Source organism: Pelagibacterium xiamenense (assembly GCF_021166475.1).
GTDB lineage: Bacteria > Pseudomonadota > Alphaproteobacteria > Rhizobiales > Devosiaceae > Pelagibacterium > Pelagibacterium xiamenense.
Genome location: NZ_JAJOYS010000002.1, coordinates 495,575 through 512,880 on the forward strand (window position 1 = coordinate 495,575; position 17,306 = coordinate 512,880).

General features: G+C 63.8%; 22 protein-coding genes. 12 read left to right on the forward strand and 10 right to left on the reverse strand.

The features are described 5' to 3' along the window. The first annotated feature begins 31 nt into the window (after positions 1–31). From pth to LSG43_RS10390, 4 genes are all read left to right on the forward strand, one after another. Positions 32–742: an aminoacyl-tRNA hydrolase gene (pth, locus tag LSG43_RS10375; protein ID WP_231803805.1), complete on the forward strand. Its 711-nt coding sequence runs from the start codon at positions 32–34 to the stop codon at positions 740–742. A gap of 182 nt (positions 743–924) precedes the next feature. Next, on the forward strand, positions 925–2,022 hold the full coding sequence (gene ychF, locus LSG43_RS10380) for a redox-regulated ATPase YchF (RefSeq protein WP_231803808.1): 1,098 nt from the start codon (positions 925–927) through the stop codon (positions 2,020–2,022). A gap of 75 nt (positions 2,023–2,097) precedes the next feature. Continuing rightward, complete coding sequence (locus LSG43_RS10385; RefSeq protein WP_231803810.1) at positions 2,098–3,762, forward strand: ABC transporter ATP-binding protein; 1,665 nt, start codon at positions 2,098–2,100, stop codon at positions 3,760–3,762. 149 nt (positions 3,763–3,911) lie between these two features. Then, a complete protein-coding gene (locus tag LSG43_RS10390) occupies positions 3,912–4,238 on the forward strand; it encodes a DUF718 domain-containing protein (protein ID WP_231803812.1) in 327 nt (108 codons plus the stop codon). Positions 4,239–4,322: 84 nt separating this feature from the next. On the opposite strand, the gene LSG43_RS16630 is transcribed toward LSG43_RS10390, so the two are convergent. Next, a complete protein-coding gene (locus tag LSG43_RS16630; protein ID WP_369412484.1) occupies positions 4,323–4,436 on the reverse strand; it encodes a YciI family protein in 114 nt (37 codons plus the stop codon). Between the two features lie 232 nt (positions 4,437–4,668). On the opposite strand from LSG43_RS16630, the gene LSG43_RS10395 reads away from it, so the two are divergent. From LSG43_RS10395 to LSG43_RS10410, 4 genes are all read left to right on the forward strand, one after another. Then, positions 4,669–5,322 carry a hypothetical protein gene (locus tag LSG43_RS10395; RefSeq protein WP_231803814.1) on the forward strand — a complete coding sequence of 218 codons (654 nt, stop codon included), beginning with the start codon at positions 4,669–4,671 and terminating at the stop codon, positions 5,320–5,322. A gap of 101 nt (positions 5,323–5,423) precedes the next feature. Continuing rightward, a complete protein-coding gene (locus LSG43_RS10400; protein WP_231803816.1) occupies positions 5,424–5,933 on the forward strand; it encodes a MaoC family dehydratase in 510 nt (169 codons plus the stop codon). Beyond that, a complete protein-coding gene (locus LSG43_RS10405) occupies positions 5,930–6,481 on the forward strand; it encodes a MaoC/PaaZ C-terminal domain-containing protein (RefSeq protein ID WP_231803818.1) in 552 nt (183 codons plus the stop codon). Before LSG43_RS10400 ends, LSG43_RS10405 begins: the two co-directional genes overlap by 4 nt. Further along, positions 6,478–6,831 carry a DUF423 domain-containing protein gene (locus tag LSG43_RS10410; protein ID WP_231803820.1) on the forward strand — a complete coding sequence of 118 codons (354 nt, stop codon included), beginning with the start codon at positions 6,478–6,480 and terminating at the stop codon, positions 6,829–6,831. The genes LSG43_RS10405 and LSG43_RS10410 overlap by 4 nt, the downstream gene beginning before the upstream one ends. 788 nt (positions 6,832–7,619) lie before the next feature. On the opposite strand, the gene LSG43_RS10415 is transcribed toward LSG43_RS10410, so the two are convergent. Further along, entirely contained in the window at positions 7,620–8,015 is a 396-nt protein-coding gene (locus LSG43_RS10415; protein WP_255714145.1) for a winged helix-turn-helix transcriptional regulator, read from the reverse strand. Between the two features lie 91 nt (positions 8,016–8,106). Between LSG43_RS10415 and LSG43_RS10420 the strand changes: the two genes are divergently transcribed. Next, a complete protein-coding gene (locus tag LSG43_RS10420) occupies positions 8,107–8,952 on the forward strand; it encodes an SDR family oxidoreductase (protein WP_231803822.1) in 846 nt (281 codons plus the stop codon). A 67-nt stretch (positions 8,953–9,019) separates the two neighbouring features. Here the strand turns inward: LSG43_RS10420 and LSG43_RS10425 are convergent, their stop codons facing one another. From LSG43_RS10425 to petA, 6 genes are all read right to left on the reverse strand, one after another. After that, positions 9,020–9,601, reverse strand: coding sequence for an adenine phosphoribosyltransferase (locus tag LSG43_RS10425; RefSeq protein WP_439652024.1), 582 nt, complete (start codon positions 9,599–9,601; stop codon positions 9,020–9,022). A 33-nt stretch (positions 9,602–9,634) separates the two neighbouring features. Next, complete coding sequence (locus LSG43_RS10430; RefSeq protein WP_231803824.1) at positions 9,635–10,501, reverse strand: S-methyl-5'-thioadenosine phosphorylase; 867 nt, start codon at positions 10,499–10,501, stop codon at positions 9,635–9,637. Between the two features lie 4 nt (positions 10,502–10,505). Further along, the gene (locus LSG43_RS10435; protein WP_231803826.1) at positions 10,506–10,721 is read right to left on the reverse strand and encodes a hypothetical protein; all 216 of its coding nucleotides are present in this window, start codon (positions 10,719–10,721) and stop codon (positions 10,506–10,508) included. Positions 10,722–10,850: 129 nt separating this feature from the next. Beyond that, the gene (locus LSG43_RS10440; protein ID WP_231803828.1) at positions 10,851–11,684 is read right to left on the reverse strand and encodes a cytochrome c1; all 834 of its coding nucleotides are present in this window, start codon (positions 11,682–11,684) and stop codon (positions 10,851–10,853) included. A 21-nt stretch (positions 11,685–11,705) separates the two neighbouring features. Further along, positions 11,706–12,968, reverse strand: coding sequence for a cytochrome b (locus LSG43_RS10445; protein WP_231803830.1), 1,263 nt, complete (start codon positions 12,966–12,968; stop codon positions 11,706–11,708). Between the two features lie 14 nt (positions 12,969–12,982). Beyond that, a complete protein-coding gene (petA, locus tag LSG43_RS10450) occupies positions 12,983–13,507 on the reverse strand; it encodes a ubiquinol-cytochrome c reductase iron-sulfur subunit (RefSeq protein WP_231803832.1) in 525 nt (174 codons plus the stop codon). 222 nt (positions 13,508–13,729) lie between these two features. Here petA and LSG43_RS10455 point away from each other — a divergent pair, with 222 nt between their 5' ends. The 3 genes from LSG43_RS10455 (at position 13,730) to LSG43_RS10465 (ending at position 15,361) form a co-directional block, all read left to right on the forward strand. Continuing rightward, positions 13,730–14,206, forward strand: coding sequence for a tRNA (cytidine(34)-2'-O)-methyltransferase (locus tag LSG43_RS10455; RefSeq protein ID WP_255714146.1), 477 nt, complete (start codon positions 13,730–13,732; stop codon positions 14,204–14,206). Then, positions 14,203–15,090: an oxygen-dependent coproporphyrinogen oxidase gene (hemF, locus tag LSG43_RS10460; RefSeq protein WP_231803834.1), complete on the forward strand. Its 888-nt coding sequence runs from the start codon at positions 14,203–14,205 to the stop codon at positions 15,088–15,090. The genes LSG43_RS10455 and hemF overlap by 4 nt, the downstream gene beginning before the upstream one ends. A 76-nt stretch (positions 15,091–15,166) precedes the next feature. Beyond that, complete coding sequence (locus LSG43_RS10465; RefSeq protein ID WP_231803836.1) at positions 15,167–15,361, forward strand: DUF1059 domain-containing protein; 195 nt, start codon at positions 15,167–15,169, stop codon at positions 15,359–15,361. A gap of 105 nt (positions 15,362–15,466) precedes the next feature. On the opposite strand, the gene LSG43_RS10470 is transcribed toward LSG43_RS10465, so the two are convergent. Further along, on the reverse strand, positions 15,467–16,678 hold the full coding sequence (locus LSG43_RS10470) for a tRNA nucleotidyltransferase/poly(A) polymerase-related protein (RefSeq protein WP_231803838.1): 1,212 nt from the start codon (positions 16,676–16,678) through the stop codon (positions 15,467–15,469). Then, positions 16,675–17,301, reverse strand: a complete 627-nt coding sequence (locus tag LSG43_RS10475; RefSeq protein WP_231803840.1) for a CoA pyrophosphatase — start codon at positions 17,299–17,301, stop codon at positions 16,675–16,677. Before LSG43_RS10475 ends, LSG43_RS10470 begins: the two co-directional genes overlap by 4 nt. Positions 17,302–17,306: the final 5 nt, after the last annotated feature.

Consider the following 17,306-nt stretch of genomic DNA (forward strand, 5'->3'; position numbering starts at 1 on the left):
GTCCTGTCCTTCTGTCTACCGGAGAAAAGCGATGCACCTCATCGTAGGGCTCGGCAATCCCGGTGCCGAATACGCCGGACACCGGCACAATATCGGTTTCATGGCGGTCGACGAGATTGCCCGCCAGCACAATTTCCCGCCCTTCCGGCAGAAATTCTCCGCCCTCGTGAGCGAAGCCGTGATCGACGGCGAAAAGGTCATGCTCTTAAAGCCGCAGACCTACATGAACCTCTCGGGCGACTCTGTCGGTCAGGCGGCGAAATTCTTCAAACTCACCCCCGCCGACATCTCCGTCATCTATGACGAACTCGACCTCGCCCCGGGCAAGGTGCGGATCAAGGCCGGCGGCGGCAATGGCGGGCACAACGGCGTCCGCTCCATCGACGCGCATATCGGCAACCCCTTCGTCCGCGTCCGCCTCGGCATCGGGCACCCCGGCCACAAGGACCGCGTCCAGGCCCACGTGCTCTCGAACTTCCACAAGGTCGATGCCGAATGGCTCGAACCGCTGCTCGATACGCTCGCCAAAAACGCCGGGATGCTCGCCAAAGGTGACGCTTCCGGCTTGATGAACAAGCTTGCCATTGCGCTCAACGGTTCGAACGGACCCGGGCCCGACAAAGCCGAAAAACCCAAGGCGCGGAGCCACATCCGCCAGGCGCGCCCCAAGCCCGCCGCCAAGGCGCCCGAGACCGGCCCTATGGCCGGAATGCTCAAGAAGCTCTTCGGCGACAAGAGCTGAGACGTACGCCATATTGACAACCGCCCGCGTCTCACCGACTTAGAGCGTGTCCAGAAAAAGTGGTTACCGCTTTTTCGGTTCGGACACGCGACGACCAACCAAAGGCCTGGAGCCCGATTTTGTTTCCAACAGAATCGGAGAAGCTCCATAGCAGCAGAATCAAGTTCCGAAGGTTTTTCCCGATGGGTTTCAAATGCGGCATCGTCGGTCTGCCCAATGTGGGCAAGTCGACGCTCTTCAACGCACTGACGCAGACCGCCGCCGCGCAGGCGGCGAATTTCCCGTTCTGCACCATCGAGCCCAATGTCGGTGAAGTTTCGGTGCCCGACGAACGGCTCGACAAGCTCGCCGAGATCGGCAAGTCCAGGGAAGTGATCCCCGCCCGGCTCTCCTTCGTCGATATCGCCGGTCTCGTCAAAGGCGCGTCCAAGGGTGAGGGCCTCGGCAACCAGTTCCTCGCCAACATTCGCGAATGCGACGCCATCGCCTACGTTCTGCGCTGCTTCGAGAACGACGACATCGTCCACGTCGCCGGCAAGGTCGATCCTCTCACTGACGCCGAAGTCGTCGAAACCGAGCTGATGCTCGCCGACCTCGAAAGCCTCGAAAAGCGCATCCCCGCGCTTGAAAAGAAGATCAAGAGCCAGGACAAGGAAGCCAAGGTTACCCTCGACCTCGTCGGCCGAGCCAAAGCCGTGCTCGAAGGCGGCAAACCCGCACGCCTCACCGAGCGCTCGGCAGACGAGGAGAAGGCGTTCAAGGAGCTTCAGCTTCTCACCGCCAAGCCGGTCCTCTACGTCTGCAACGTCGACGAAAGCGCCGCCGCCGATGGCAACGAACTGACCGCGAAGGTCGCCGAATACGCCAGGGCCCAGGACGCCCGCATGGTCATCATTTCGGCCGAAATCGAAGCCGAGCTCGCCGGCCTCGACCCCGCCGACCGCGCCGACTACCTCGCCTCTCTCGGCCTTGCGGAACCGGGCCTCAACCGCCTGATCCGCGAAGGCTACAAGCTTCTGCACCTGCAGACCTACTTTACCGTCGGCCCCAAGGAAGCCCGCGCCTGGACCATCCCCGTCGGCACCAAGGCCCCTCAGGCCGCAGGCGTCATCCACACTGATTTCGAACGCGGCTTCATCCGCGCCCAGACCATCGCCTACGACGATTTCATCGCCCTTGGCGGGGAAGTCGCCGCCAAGGAAGCGGGCAAGGCGCGCGACGAAGGCAAGGAATACGTCGTCAAGGACGGCGACGTGATGCTCTTCAAGTTCAACACCTGACGGCCCCCGCCCGGCGGCCTTGCACGGGCATGAGAATCGCTTAACGTGCCGCTCGCGCCATAAAAGGAGGCGACGGTGAATTTCGATCTCGCGCTGATTTTGCCGCCGCTGCGCACGATCACGCGCGAATATCTCCGCTCGGCACGCCTCGTCCTGGCGCTTGTGGGCCTGATGACGGTGCTCGGCGCGCTGACGAGCATTGCGGCCCCCTACCTCTTTTCCCGCCTCATCGACAGGCTCGACCCCACCAATATCGGGACCGGCCTCGTCTGGGCCTTCATGGGTTATGCGGTCCTGATGGGTGCCGGCTTTGCGATCCAGCGCATGTCGAGCTTTCTGACCTTCATGACCTCGGAAAGCCTCGATTTCGTCTCCTCGACCTCGTTTTTCGAGAAGCTGACCACCAAGGCCTCCGCCTTCTTTCTCGACCATAACCCCGCAGAAATCCAGAGCGCCCAGCACAAGGGCACCGAGGCGCTCAACATTGTCGTCCAGTTCGGCCTCGCCGCCTTGCTGCCGGGCGGCACCCAGGTCGTGCTTAGCCTCGTGATGCTCGGCACTGTGCTCAGTCCCGACATCGCGCTCATCGTGGTCGTCTATGGCGTCGCCTACGTGGCCCTCGTCGCCCGCGCCACCAGCCGCACCCGCGCCCATCTCGACGAGGCGATCGAACACTCCCAGACCAGCTCGCGCTTCGTCGGTAACGCCATCGCCAGCATGGACACGCTCCGCCAGTTCGGCTCGGACCGCTGGATGATCGGCCAGTTCACCAGCCGGCAGCAGTCCGCGCTCGCTGCCTGGCAGCGCTACGCGCTGAGCCATGTGCGCTATGCCGCCCTTTTCGGCTCGGCGCTCGCGCTCCAGTTCGCCGTGACCCTGTGGCTGCTCGTACCGCGCGTTGCCGAAGGCAGCCTGAGCGTCGGCGACCTCGTTCTCTTCAACACCCTGCTTTTGCAGCTCAATCTTCCGTTCCAGATGATGGGCCAGGCCATCCAGCAGATCGCGCAATCCTATTCGCGCTTCCTGCCCTTTGCCCGCATGTGGCAGGCAGAATCCCACGAAGACGTTCAGGCCACGGGCACCTTCCGCCTCGAAGACGGAACGGTCGCCTTCGAGAATGTCGCCTACACCTACCCCAATGGCCGCGGCGTCCAGCCGGTCACCTTCACCGCCCGCCGCGGCACGATCACCTATGTCACCGGCGACACGGGCGCTGGGAAATCTACGCTCTTCAAGCTTCTGCTCAAATCCATGATCCCGTCCACGGGCCGCATCCTTATCGACGGCACCGATCTCTCCACCGTCTCGCGCGCCGACTGGTTCGCCCGTGTCGCCGCCGTGCCCCAGGACGTCGTCCTGCTCAACGACACGCTCGCCACCAACATCGTGCTGGGCCGTCCCTACGACGAAGCCCGGCTCCGCCGTGCCGCCGACCGCGCCGCGATCCTCGCGTTCATCGACGGCCTCGAGGAAGGGTTCGAAACCGTTGTCGGCGAGCGCGGCCTCAAACTCTCGGGGGGCGAGCGCCAGCGCATTGCTATCGCTCGCGCCCTTTACGCCGACCCAGCGATCCTGCTTCTCGACGAGGCGAGTTCGGCCCTGGATGCCGAAACCGAAAAAGACATCATGGACGGTCTCCGCCGGATCGCCGGTCAGGTGACGATCGTCGCCATCACCCACCGGCTCTCCGTCATCGCCCCGGATGACGTCACGGTCCACATCGCCCCGGTTGCCCCATAGGGGGGCGGACCGGCAAGATGGGACTGTCGACGGCGTAACCGGACGGTGATATTATTTCGGCGTTCACTGAAATGCGGCGAGCCTTCGGCTGCCGGCGGATGTCTTCCAAAAGCGCCGATCCTGTCCGCGCCCAAACATGGGAGGCGTCGATGCGTGCCTATAATTGTGTGCGTTTCCGGGTCAAACCCGGAATGGAAGACGAATTTATCGAAAATCAGAAAGCCGACCTGCCGGACTTCGCTGGCTTTCGGGGCGGCGCACTGATCAAGACCGGTGACCGCACCTATTGCTTCATTGGCGAGTGGGACGATTTCGACAAGATCGTCAACGCCCGTCCCGGCATGATCGGTATGCTCGACAAGGTTCGCCATACGCTCGAGGACCTCGGCGACGGCCTCGGCGTATCCGACCCGGTCTCCGGTGAGGCGGTTATCGAATTTCCGGGCACCAAGCAGGCGCACGGCCACGCCGCCTGAGACTGCAATACCCGAGAACGCACGCCGGCGTTCCGCTCCCGGAGGCGCGGGACGTTTCGGACACGGACAACCGTGCCGACGCTGTCAGCTATATTCCGACACATCCCGGATTCGGCGCACCTCGACCGCACCCCAGGTTGCGCCAGGACATCGCGCTGCCCATTGCCGGGTCGCATCCTCGTCGGCGACGTCGATGATGAAATAACCCCGAACTGCTCGCGCGCTTCAGCGTAGGGCCCACCTTTGACCGTCATCTCGCCATCGCGCATTCGGACAGTGAACGCCGTAGAGGTGAGGTCGAGGGCTTCGTAGCTGTGCACGACAATGTCGCGCGAGCATGTCCCGACGTCGTGCTGCGCCATGTCACGCGGGAACGACTTCGTCCACCGCCCGTTGCCCGACGAAATCAACCGACAATGAGTGCGAGACCATGCCCAACGCAAGCCAGTCCGAGATCGTCAAGGCCTTGCTCGAAACCCACGGCCGGACCTATTGCGACGAACTCGGCATCGACATCGAAGATAATACACCCTCCCCCCTCTTCCGCTGGCTGTGCGCGGCGATCCTCTTCAGTGCCCGCATCGGCGCGGAACAAGCGGTCAAGGCAGCAAGGGCCCTTGCCGATGATGGCCTCACCACACCCGAAAAGATGGCCGCCGCATCCTGGGAGCATCGCGTCCGCATCCTCAACGAACACGGCTACGCCCGCTACGACGAAAGCACGTCCCGTATGCTGGGCGAGACTTCGGACATGCTGGTCGAGAGCTATGGCGGCGATCTGCGCAAACTGCGCGAAGAGGCCGGCCACGACCATGCCGCCATGCGCAAGGCGCTCAAGCGCTTCAAGGGACTGGGCGACGTCGGCGTAGATATCCTTTTCCGCGAAATCCAGACGGCTTGGCCCGAACTCTACCCCTTCGCCGACCGGAAAAGTCTCAGTACCGCGGACAAGCTGGGACTTGGCGACACGGCCGAAGCGCTGGCCAAACACGTTGCAAAGGCCGATTTCCCCAGACTATTGACCGCACTTGTGCGCACGAGCCTGAAGGGTGACCTTGAGGCACTTCGGAGCCGCGCGTCCTGACACCGGGCTGTTGAATAGAACGAGCACGCCGAAAGGCGCGCGCGGACCTTGCCTCCAAACGTCACATGGTGCATCGTGCCATTGACGTATAGGATAACAAAATGCCCAATCCGATAACCGCAGGCCGGCGTCACTACGAGGACCTCTCCAACGGCGAACGCATCGCCCTTGGCCCGCGCAAGGTCACAAAGCGCGATATCGTCGCCTTCGCCACCGAATTCGATCCCTTCCCGTTCCATCTCGACGAGAAAGCGGCAAGGCAGAGCCTCCTGGGCGGGCTCGCCGCCAGCGGCTGGCAGACCGGGGCTCTCTCGCTGCGCATGCTGGTCGATGAATTCCTTTCGAAGGTCGCCTCCATGGGCGGCCTCGGCTTCACCGATCTCAAATGGAAAAAGCCGGTCATGAAGAACGACACGATTTCGGGCACGGCAACGATCACCGCCCTGCGCCGCTCGCAAACCCATCCCGAAATGGGCATCCTCACGCTGGCCCTCGACATGCGCAACCAGAAGGGCCAGCAGGTGATGACGCTCAATCTCGCCAACCTCGTCGAGGTCCGCGACCCCACCGCGCCAATCCTTGAGGATGCGCACGAGGAACCCGCCCAATGACCCGCTGGTTCGAGGAGGTAGCGCTCGACACGCCGTTCGATCTGGGTGCCCACACCTTCACGGCCGAGGAAATCGTCCGCTTCGGCAAACTCTATGACCCGCAATATTTCCACACCGATCCCGAAGCCGCCAAGCATTCCCATTTCGGCGGCCTCGTTGCCTCGGGCTGGCACACGGTCAGCGTCGGCCACCGCAAGATGGTCGACCGCCTCTTCGCCGAGGAGGATGTCGTGCGCGCCGAAGGCGGCGAACCCGGCGTCTCCGGCCCCTCCCCCGGCGTCAACCGCATGGACTTTCACGCCCCCGTGCGCCCGGGCGATACGGTGCGCTTTACCCTGACCGTCACCAGCAAGAGGCCGTCCAATTCCATCCCCGGCTGGGGCCTGCTCTTCAATCTTCTGGAAGGCCACAACCAGGCCAGTCAGCTCGTCTATAGCGCGGACATCGTCGGCTTCTCCAAGCTGCGCGACTACAAGATGCCGATCCGCTTGAAAGCGCTGGCCGCGCTCAGCCAGCTGCCCGGCATCGGCAGGCTGATCCGCCGATGACCGCGGCGCGCCTCCTCGCCGCGCTCGCCGGTCTGCTGGGCGCCGCCGGTGTTGCGGCTGCCGCCGGATCGAGCCACGCCGGCGGCGCCCTTCTCGGCCCGCTCGCGCTCATCGCCCTGACCCACGCCCCCGCGCTCCTTGCGCTCGCGCTCTACCGCCCCGCTCACCGTGACATGCTGACCGCAGCGCTTGTCCTCGCCCTGGGGGCGCTGACGTTCTGCAGCGACCTTGCAGCCCGGCATTTCCTCGGCGCGCCCCTCTTCAGCTTCGCTGCCCCGCTCGGCGGCATGCTCATGATCGCCGGCTGGCTCGCCATCGGCCTTTTCGGCGTCCTTCGCACCCACCCTTGACAGGACAATTATCCTCATGTTGAATGAGCGCGTTCAATCGAACCATGAGGTCCCGACTCCAATGATCTGATATTGCAACGCGTGTACGAAGGCAGTATCGCAGCGCCCCCACGGGCGAAGATGCGATATGGCCGGATGGGTGCGCGTTCGGGTATCGGGCAGGAGAGCGGGATTTTTTTATGGCCTTGGCGGCCATGCAAAGCCGGACGACGATATAGGGGATATTCTTCCTCGCACGTCCCGGCTGTCCCATCACTCTCAGATCTCTGATTTTGCGTGATTAATTTCACGCATCCCAGATCTGCCAGTCCTCCAGAACCCGCACCTTTAACGCCAGCCCCGCGCATGGTTTGCCCTGCTCGAGGCTCCGGCACGCCTTCGTGCGCCGCGCTTTGTTTCACCCCATCATTGATCCGCACGCTTCGAAACGCCGCCCACCAGGCGGCACGATGGAGGGTGTGTTTCGACCGCATTTCCCCCGCCGGGCCCACCGCTCGCGCGGAACGTGATCGGCTGCGCGCAAAAAGATTATTTTCCTATCTCTCGGCCGCGGCCAATCGGGAACAGCCGAAGGAGGCCGCCCGCGAAAGGCGCGATGTTCAAACGTCCCAACCCCCGCACCCACGGCAACGCCCCCAAGGGCCGTTTCAAGCCGGGCAAGGAACCCATCCCCGTCACCAAACGCGACAGGATCAGCGTTCCACTTGCCAAAAAACGGCCGACAGCAAGGTCGTGCTGCCCGACAAGTTCAAGGGAAAATAGCAGCAAAGGCTGGCGCGCTGCGCGCGTCAGTCCGCCATCTCCTTGGCCGTGCCGATGCGGTACATGTTGACTTCGATCCAGTCCGCAAGTCCGCGCACCTTTTCGGCCACCTCCTCGCCCATCGGCGTCAGGCTGTATTCCACATGCGGCGGCACGACGGGATAGGAAACCCGGTTCACGAACCCGTCCTCCTCCAGCCATTGCAGCGTCTGCGCGAGCATCCGCTCGGAGACGCCTCCGATCTTGCGCCGCAATTCGCTGAACCGGTGCGTACCCGACTGAAGCGCCACCAGCACCAGAACGCCCCAGCGGCTCGTCACGTGTTTGAGCACCTCGCGCGATGGGCATGCCTCGGCAAAAAGATGGCCCCGTGCCATGGCCTCCGAAAGCGGAACGGGACGGTCCTGGGTGTTCTCGGACATTTCTCCAAACTTACCTTTATGTACGTACTTACGAAAAGTAATTGTGCCATTTATATGGGAACTCCTCGAACCCAACAAGGAGTTTCCAACCATGCTTGCTGTCACCGGCGCCACCGGCCAACTCGGCCGCCTCGTCATTCAGTCGCTCAAGGATAAAGGCGTAGCCGATCAGGTCGTCGCCCTCGTCCGCAATACCGCCAAGGCTGCCGATCTCGGCGTTTCCGTTCGCGAGGCCAACTACGATAAGCCCGCAACCCTTGCCCCCGCGCTCGAGGGCGTCGAAAAGCTCCTGCTGATCTCCTCGAGCGAGGTCGGCAAGCGCGTATCGCAGCATGAAGCCGTCATCGCCGCGGCCAAGGCGGCAGGCGTCAGGCAGATCATCTACACCAGCATCCTGCGCGCCGACACGACTGAAATCCCGCTCGCCGACGAGCACCGCCCCACCGAAGCCGCGATCAAGGCGTCCGGCATCCCCTATGTATTCCTGCGCAACGGCTGGTACACCGAGAACTACACCGGTGCCTTGGGAGGCGCCATTGCCAGCGGCGCGCTGATCGGCTCATCGGCCGACGGCAAGCTCAGCCTCGCCACCCGCGCCGATTACGCCGAAGCCGCCGCCGCGGTTCTCGCGAGCGACGGTCATGAAGGCAAAATCTACGAACTGGCCGGCAACGAACCTGTAACGGCCGCGGATCTTGCGTCCGAAGTCTCCCGTCAGACCGGCAAGACGCTGCCCTACACCTATCTCCCCCCCGCCGACTACGCCGCTGTCCTCACCCAGGTCGGCCTGCCCGAAGGCTACGCAAAGATGATCGCCGCCTCCGACGATGCGGCCTCGCGCGGGGCGCTCCACGATGAAAGCGGAACCCTGGGCAAACTCATCGGGCGCCCGACAACACCGCTCTCCAAGGCCGTCGAGGACGCGCTCGCGGCATAAGAACGGCCCGCAAAGCGCCGCGGAGGGCGTCTCGGCGCCCTCCGTCGGTTATCGAACCGCGTCCGGCCTAATGTCCCTCGAACGACACCAGCGCCTCGACGTCGACGCCGAGCGCACGCACCTTGTCCGCGCCGCCGATCTCGGGCAGATCGATCACGAACCCGGCATTCCCGACGGTCGCTCCCGTACGGCGCAGAAGTGAAACGGCCGCAACCGCCGTACCGCCGGTCGCAATAAGATCGTCGACAAGCAGCACATTGTCGTCGCTCCCCACCGCGTCAGCGTGGATTTCGATTGTGTCGACACCGTATTCGAGCGCGTAGTTCTGCCCGATCGTCTCCCCGGGCAGCTTGCCCGCCTTGCGCACCGGCACGAACCCGGCCTTGAGCGCAATGGCGACGCCGGCACCGAAAATGAAACCGCGCGCCTCGATCCCCGCAACCTTGGTAATACCCTTTTCGCGAAAGATCGCGGCGAGCTGCTCGACGCTTTCGCGGAACCCTTCGGAATCCTCGATGAGCGACGTGATATCGCGGAAGATGATCCCTTTTTGCGGATAATCGGGAATGGAGCGGATGAGAGACTTGATATCGGTGGGCATGAGCGCTTCCGCCTGATTGTCGGTGATCGGCGTGCGCGATCCAACCATGATTCAACCCAAGGGGAAAGGCCCTTCAAGGACTTAGGCGAGAACCCGGCCGGCCACCGCGTCGAGCCTGGCCACAAGCGCAGGATCGCGCTTGCCCGGCGCAGTCATGATCGCGCCCTCGAGCGCCACCCGGGCCGCATCCGGCACGATACCGCGTGGAAAGCTGCGCGCGATTTCCGCGATGAGCGCGTGGGCATTGGCGGTATTGGCCTTGAGCGTCGCGATAACGGTGGCAACGTCGACATGGTCGTGGTCCGGGTGCCAGCAATCGTAGTCGGTGACCATCGCGATCGTCGCATAAGGCAGTTCCGCCTCACGCGCCAGCTTGGCCTCGGGCAGCGCCGTCATGCCGATCAGATGCGCCCCCATCGCCCGATACCCCTCGCTTTCCGCGCGGGTGGAGAATTGCGGCCCCTCCATGGTCACCAGCGTGCCGCCCATGTGGTGGGGAATGCCGCAGCGTTCCGCGGCCCTTTGGGCGACCGTCGCCAGATGCGGCGACACCGGATGCCCGAACCCCACATGCGCGACGCATCCATTGCCGAAAAAGCTCGTCTCCCGGGCAAATGTCCGGTCGAGATACTGGTCGACGAAAACGAAATCCCCCGGCGCCATATCCTCGCGCAACGACCCCACCGCCGAAACGCTGTAGAGATCGGTCACGCCCGCCCGCTTGAGCGCATCGATATTGGCGCGGTAGTTGATCCCCGAGGGCGACAGCCGGTGTCCGCGCCCGTGCCTGGGCAGAAACCGTAGCGCGAGCCCCTCGAACCGCGCATGAAGTATGGCATCGGACGGTTCGCCCCACGGGCTTTCGATAACGCGCCACTCAGGCGCCTCCAGCCCGGGCAGGTCGTAAACGCCGGAGCCGCCGACAATGCCGAGAACCGGGTCGGCCACGCGGTCAGAAGTACCGGTTGGGGGGTACGATCCTGGCGGTCAGTTCGCCCGCCTTGCGCGCGGCCCGCATCGTCGCCTCGCGGGCAGCCCGTTTACTCTCTTCGCTCACCAGCTCTCCGGCAACCCGTGGAGCATTGCGTATAGCCTCGCGCACCACCGGATGCCGGCTCGCGGCAAGCGCGATGAAAAACGCGTTGCGGGCAACATTGAATGCGGACATGGCCCCTCCGGTCACCATCGAATGCATTGGCACAAGAATGATCGAGCGCGCGGCGCCAATCAAGTGCAAACACACAAAAAGAAAGGGCCCGCAGGGGCCCTTTCAAAACGTTCGAATACGTCCGGCACCCTAGTGGGCGTCGCGCCAGATCCGGCGCTTGACCAGATACATCAGCACGGCAAAGCCGATGAGGAAGAGGATGACCCGGAAGCCGAGTTCCTTGCGATGCACCATGTGCGGATCGGCGGTCCACTGCAGGAACGCGGCAACATCGCGTGCATATTGCTCGACCGTCTCGGGCGTCCCTTCGCCTTCGTAGTCGATCATTCCGTCCGCCAGCGGCGGCGGCATGGCGATCGAGTGTCCGGAAAAGAAGGAGTTGTAGTACTGACCCGGCTGCATCTCCACGCCTTCGGGCGCTTCGTGATAGTTGACCAGCAGGTTGTAGATGTAGTCCGCCCCGCCTTCCTGATAGGCGGTGAAGTACGTGAAGATCCACCACGGGAATTCCAGATGGATCGACCGCGCCTTTGCCATCAGCGAGAGGTCGGGCGGCAAGGCGCCGCCATTGGCGTCGCGCGCGATCTGGTCGGACGGGAACGGATCGGGCCACCGGTCGGCGGGAATGCCCTCGCGTTCGCCGCCTTCGGCGTCAGGATCGGCGATGGTGTACTGCTCGGCGAGCGCCCGCACCTGCTCTTCGGAGTACTGCGGCCCGCCGGGCTCCGAGAGGTTGCGGAACGCAATGTACTCAAGGCCGTGGCAGCTCGAGCAGCTCTGCTGGAAGATCTGGAACCCGCGGCGAAGCTGGTTCCGGTCGTAGGTGCCGAAGACGCCCGCGAACGTCCAGTCTTGCTGCTCCGCATGCGCTGGTTCCTCGCCTGCCGCGACCGCGGGCGCAGACGCAAGAGCCAGGGATAGCGTGAGGATAAGCGCCGCCAGGAGTGTCTTTTTCTCAGTCATTGTCTTTTCCCCCTGGCCCGATCAGGCCTTGGCCTTCTTGTCCGAGCCCAGAACGCTTTCCGAAATGCTGGCCGGAAGCGGCGCAGGCGTTTCGATCCGCGAGAGCAGCGGCAGGATGATCAGGAAATAGGCGAAGTAGTAGGCCGTGCAGAGCTTGGCGATGACCACATACACGCCTTCCGCCGGCTGCGCACCCAGATAGGCGAGCGCGATGAAGTTCAAAACGAACAGCCAGTAGAAGGGCTTGAACAACGGCCGGAAGCTCCCCGAACGCACTTTCGAGCGGTCGAGCCACGGCAACACGAACAGGATCAGCAGCGACCCGCCCATGACGATAACGCCGCCGAGCTTGGAGTTGATGAACAGCACGTTGAAGTCGATCGCGCGCAGCATCGCATAGAACGGCAGCAGGTACCATTCAGGCACGATATGCTCAGGCGTCACCTGCGGGTTGCCCGGAATGTAGTTGTCCGGGTGCCCCAGAATGTCCGGCGCAAAGAACACGAACCAGGCGAACGGGATCATGAAGACGATGATCGCGAACAGGTCCTTCATCGTGAAATAGGGATGGAAGGGCAGCGTATCGCGGTTGTCCTTGACGCTGACACCGGCCGGATTGTTGTTGCCCGGCACGTGCAACGCCCAGATGTGCAGCACAACGACCGCCGCGATGATGAACGGCAGCAGGTAGTGCAGCGAGAAGAAGCGGTTGAGCGTCGGATTGGCGACCGAGAACCCGCCCAGAAGCAGGATCTGGATCGGCTCACCGATGATCGGCAGCGCCGAGAAGATCCCGGTGATCACCGTCGCACCCCAGAAGCTCATCTGGCCCCAGGGCAACACATAGCCCATGAACGCCGTGGCCATCATCAGGATGAAAATGATGACGCCGAGCATCCAGAGCACTTCGCGCGGCGACTTGTACGAACCGTAGTAGAGCCCGCGGAAGATGTGGATATAGACCGCCGCAAAGAACATCGAAGCGCCCACCGCGTGGGTGCCCTGGATGATGCGGCCATAATTGACGTCGCGCTGAATGTGCTGAACCGACGCGAAAGCGAGGTCCACATTTGGCGTATAGTGCATCACCAGAATGATGCCGGTGACGATCTGCACCACCAGCATGAAAGCGAGAATGCCGCCGAAGGTCCACCAGTAATTGAGGTTCTTCGGGGTCGGGAAGTCCATCAGGTGTTCCTTGGAGAACCTGACGATGGGCAGACGCTCGTCGAGCCAGCGCTCGAACCCGTTGCCCGGCGTGTAATTGCCAGCGTGATTAGCCATGCCTCAGATCCCCCTTACCCGATCTGGACGATAGTATCGGAAATGAATTCATAGGGCGGAACCACGAGGTTCGCCGGCGCCGGACCGCTGCGGATACGGCCCGAGGTGTCGTAGACCGACCCGTGGCACGGGCAGAACCAGCCGTCAAAGGCGCCCGCCTCGCCGACCGGCACACAGCCCAGATGGGTGCAGTTCGCGATCATGATCAGCCATTCGGCATGGCCTTCCTTGACGCGATCCTCGTCGGTTTCGGGGTCCTTGAGATCGGCAAGCGGGGTCGCCCGCGCCTCTTCGATCTCCTCGGGCGTGCGGTGCCGCACGAAAACCGGCAGGCCCCGCCACAAAATGGTGACCGTCGAGCCTTCAGCCACCGGCGAAAGGTCGAACTGGATCGAGGCGAGAGCCAGAACCGACGCATCGGGATTGAGTTGATCGATAAGGGGCCAGGCTATGCCCGCCAGGCCCACCGCCCCTGCAGCGCCGGTTGCGATGTAGAGAAAATCGCGTCGTGTCGCTTTTGTTTCGCTCGCTGTCGCCAAAGCTAGATCCCCGTAAGGCCTGTACAAAAGAATGCGATCCGCTTCCGGTCCCGAGATATCCGCATTTTTGGATGCGCGACTCGGCCCGGGCCGCTGGCAGGCGGCGCGGATTTTTGGGTTCTTTTTGCACTGTCTTTGCCGCTTGTCCAGACATCGGGGACGTGACTTCCCCCATCTGCGACACTATACCCACCTAACTTTCGACCCAATGGAGCCACGATTTTGGCGTCACCCATCGCCCTCGCGCTCTATCAGCCCGATATTGCCCTCAATACCGGTACGCTTCTGCGCCTCGGCGCCTGCCTCGATGTCGCTGTCCACGTGATTCATCCGACCGGCTTCCCTTTCTCGCGTGCAACCCTCAAGCGTTCCGGCCTCGACTATCTCGACCACACCGAAATCGTCGAACACGACAGCTTCGGCCAGTTCGACGCCTGGCGCCGCTCGGAGAACCGCCGCCTCGCACTCCTCACCACCAAAGCCTCCGCTTCGGTTTACGAGGCCCAATTCGCCCCCGGCGACATCCTCATGATGGGCCGCGAAAGCGCCGGTGTCCCGGACGCGGTCGCACGAACCGCCGATCTGCGCCTGCGCATCCCCATGCGACAATCCATGCGCTCGCTCAACGTCGCCATCTCCGCCGCCATCGTGCTAGGGGAGGCCTTGCGCCAGACCAACCATTTCGCGAGCCTCTCATGACCCTCCCCGCTGATATCGAAGCGAAGAAAGCCACTGCCAGCGCCTGGTTCAAAAAGGTCCGCGACGACCTTTGCGCCGCCATCGAAACCCTCGAAGACGATCTCGCCGGACCGCAATCCGACCTCCCGCCCGGCCGCTTCGAGCGCGAGACCTGGCACCGCACCGACCATACGGGCGCCGAGGGCGGCGGCGGCGAGATGTCGGTCATCAAGGGCCGCGTCTTCGAAAAGATGGGCGTCCACATCTCCACCGTTCACGGCCGCTTTTCCCCCGAATTCGCCAAGCAGATCCCCGGCGCCGACGAGAATACGGAGTTCTGGGCCTCCGGCGTCTCGGTCATCGCCCACCCCTGGAACCCCAACGTCCCTGCCGCGCACATGAATACCCGCATGCTGGTGACCACCGATTGCTGGTTCGGCGGCGGCGGCGATCTGACCCCCGTGCTCGACGCCCGCCGCACCCAGGACGACCCCGATTCGGTCGCCTTCCACGCCGCCATGCGAGCCGCCTGCGATCCCCACCCGGTCGCCGATTACGCCCGCTACAAGGCCTGGTGCGACGAATACTTTTACCTCCCCCACCGCAACGAACCCCGCGGCATCGGCGGCATCTTCTACGACCGCCACAATTCGGGCGACTGGGACGCCGATTTCGCTTTCACCCAGGACGTGGGCCGCGCCTTCGTCGATATCTACCCCGAACTGGTCCGCCGCAACTTCAACACCCCCTGGACCGACGCCCAGCGCGAGGAACAGCTCATCCGCCGCGGCCGCTACGTCGAATTCAACCTCCTCTACGACCGCGGCACGACCTTCGGCCTGAAAACCGGCGGCAACGTCAACTCCATCCTCTCCTCGATGCCCCCCGAGGTGAAATGGCCTTGAACCGGGAACAGACGGACCCCACCTCTCGTTTGTGGTACACTTCTCACCCGTAACAACGAGGAACGGAGGAAACACCATGAAACGCTTTGATGGCGGATCGTTGATCCCCGGCGCAACCTGGCATCTGCAGGCCGAGTCCGAGGCCGAAGTGGTCCGCAAAGTGATCGAACGCATGCGTAGTGAGCATGGCGAGACCGAAATCCGCCCGGATATGGTCGAGCGCATCAAGGAGCGCATCGTCGACGTTGGAAACAACGAAACCCGGCACTGATCCGGCCGGTCGCTTATCGGTCAGCACTTCGATGAGCGCCCGCGCGCCGTTTGACGCGCGCGGACGCATAAATGCAGCCCGATTAATCCACGACAAGACCCACGGTTACCGGCCCTCGGGCGGCGCGGCGAGCGCAAGCAGTGCAGCCTTGTCGGGCACGAAGTCCCGTTCGATCCAAACCCGCTTCAGCCGGTCGAGTTCGGCCCCCAAGGCCTCGCCGGGCGCAAATCCGAGCGCCATGAGGTCCCGTCCATCGACGGGAAAAGACGGCGGGTCGAGCGCGGCGACGATATCGACGTGCCGGCTCACCCAGGCGTCGGCCTTGTCCCCGAGCGCCGCCGCCAGATAGACCGCATGGCGCTTGGCATCCGGCCACCGGTAGGCGACTTCGCTCGTCCGGTCCGCCAGAAGCCCCCGTGCCGCCGCCAGAACGTCACCCGCCTCCCGGACGGTCCGCGACGCAAGCCGCCAGCGTGCCTGCAGCGCCTCGCTGGGAATTCCGCCACTAAGAACGATCGCGAGACGTCCCGAAAGCGCAGGTTCGGGACAGACGCTTTCATAGCGCCTGAAGATGCCGAGCCTCGCGCCGCCATCGAGAAGGTCGGCCGCAAGCCCGATCCCGATCATCGCCGAAAGCGTATCTCCGATCCGCGGCAGTGCGAGAAGCCGCGTCATCTCCTGCCCCACGCGCTCCGCGGAAAGCTGGGAGAGATCCTGCGCCGCCTCGGCGCAAGCCGCCAGCGCATCCGCGTCCAGGCGTTGCTCGCCGTGGCTCGCGCAGAACCGGAAATACCGATAGACGCGCAGCCGATCCTCGGCCAGCCGCTGGCGCGGATCGCCGATAAAGCGCACGCGCCGCGCGAGGCAATCCGCAAGTCCCGCGAGCGGATCGAACAAGACCCCGTCGCCCCCCGCATAAAGCGCATTCATCGTGAAATCCCGCCGCGCGGCGTCGGCCCGCCAGTCGGTCCCGAAAACGACGCGCGCATGACGCCCATAGGTTTCGACATCCTTCCGCAAGGTCGTGACCTCGGCCGTCATCCCTTCGTGCACGAGCGTCACCGTGCCATGGTCGAGACCGGTGGGATGCGCCCCCAGACCGGCCGCTTTGGCGCGCGCCATCACCTCCTCGGGCAAAAGTGTCGTCGCCAGATCGAGATCGGTCCGCGTGCGCGCGATCCCCAGAAGTGTGTCCCGCACGATCCCGCCGACCGCGCGGGTCGCCCGCGCGTCGCCATCGAGGCAGGCGAAAAACGGCGCGGCGCGCGCCAGCCACCCGGCGTTCGCCAGTCTTTCGAGCGCTTCGGTCCGGCTCATGCCGGCGCTCCTCCCAGAATGATCTGGTCGCGGAACCGGCGCGTCAACTCCGCCGTGATCCCCCAGATCCTGTGCCCCTCGTGATCGATCTGCCACCCGCGCCGCTCCTGGCCCATATGCATGACGCGGAAGACGCCATAGGATCCGGGATCGATGATGCGGTGAAGCGGCACCTCGAAGACGTCGTCCACCTCGCCGGGATTGGCGATGAAGGGCGCACGCGGCTCGACCACCGCGACGACCGGTGTGATGAAGTAATTCGTCCCGGTGAAGAAATACGGCATATAACCCAGAACCTCGGCATCCGCCGGGTTGAGCGCCACTTCTTCATTCGCCTCCCGCAGCGCCGCATAGGCCGCGTCCCGGTCTTCGGGATCGATCCGCCCGCCGGGAAACGCCACCTGCCCCGAATGCCGCCGCAGCCCCGCTGAACGCTCGGTATAAAGCACCGAAAAATCGGCCCCTCGCCTGACGAGCGCGATCAGAACCGCCGCCGGCACAGGCGGACCGTCGAACGCATCGGGCAGGATGATATCCGCGACGAGATCGTCCGCGTCCGGCATGGGCTGGGGTGAAGCCAAGAGCCGCGCGCGTACCCGCGCAATATCCTGATCCGCCAGCAAGATTT

Coding starts and splice junctions, on each gene's coding strand:
- pth (WP_231803805.1), top strand. CDS start 32: ATGCACCTCATCGTAGGGCTCGGCAATCCCGGTGCCGAATACGCCGGA.
- ychF (WP_231803808.1), top strand. CDS start 925: ATGGGTTTCAAATGCGGCATCGTCGGTCTGCCCAATGTGGGCAAGTCG.
- LSG43_RS10390 (WP_231803812.1), top strand. CDS start 3,912: ATGCGTGCCTATAATTGTGTGCGTTTCCGGGTCAAACCCGGAATGGAA.
- LSG43_RS10395 (WP_231803814.1), top strand. CDS start 4,669: ATGCCCAACGCAAGCCAGTCCGAGATCGTCAAGGCCTTGCTCGAAACC.
- LSG43_RS10400 (WP_231803816.1), top strand. CDS start 5,424: ATGCCCAATCCGATAACCGCAGGCCGGCGTCACTACGAGGACCTCTCC.
- LSG43_RS10405 (WP_231803818.1), top strand. CDS start 5,930: ATGACCCGCTGGTTCGAGGAGGTAGCGCTCGACACGCCGTTCGATCTG.
- LSG43_RS10410 (WP_231803820.1), top strand. CDS start 6,478: ATGACCGCGGCGCGCCTCCTCGCCGCGCTCGCCGGTCTGCTGGGCGCC.
- LSG43_RS10415 (WP_255714145.1), bottom strand. CDS start 8,015: ATGTCCGAGAACACCCAGGACCGTCCCGTTCCGCTTTCGGAGGCCATG.
- LSG43_RS10420 (WP_231803822.1), top strand. CDS start 8,107: ATGCTTGCTGTCACCGGCGCCACCGGCCAACTCGGCCGCCTCGTCATT.
- LSG43_RS10425 (WP_439652024.1), bottom strand. CDS start 9,601: ATGGTTGGATCGCGCACGCCGATCACCGACAATCAGGCGGAAGCGCTC.
- LSG43_RS10435 (WP_231803826.1), bottom strand. CDS start 10,721: ATGTCCGCATTCAATGTTGCCCGCAACGCGTTTTTCATCGCGCTTGCC.
- LSG43_RS10440 (WP_231803828.1), bottom strand. CDS start 11,684: ATGACTGAGAAAAAGACACTCCTGGCGGCGCTTATCCTCACGCTATCC.
- LSG43_RS10445 (WP_231803830.1), bottom strand. CDS start 12,968: ATGGCTAATCACGCTGGCAATTACACGCCGGGCAACGGGTTCGAGCGC.
- hemF (WP_231803834.1), top strand. CDS start 14,203: ATGACCCTCCCCGCTGATATCGAAGCGAAGAAAGCCACTGCCAGCGCC.
- LSG43_RS10465 (WP_231803836.1), top strand. CDS start 15,167: ATGAAACGCTTTGATGGCGGATCGTTGATCCCCGGCGCAACCTGGCAT.
- LSG43_RS10470 (WP_231803838.1), bottom strand. CDS start 16,678: ATGAGCCGGACCGAAGCGCTCGAAAGACTGGCGAACGCCGGGTGGCTG.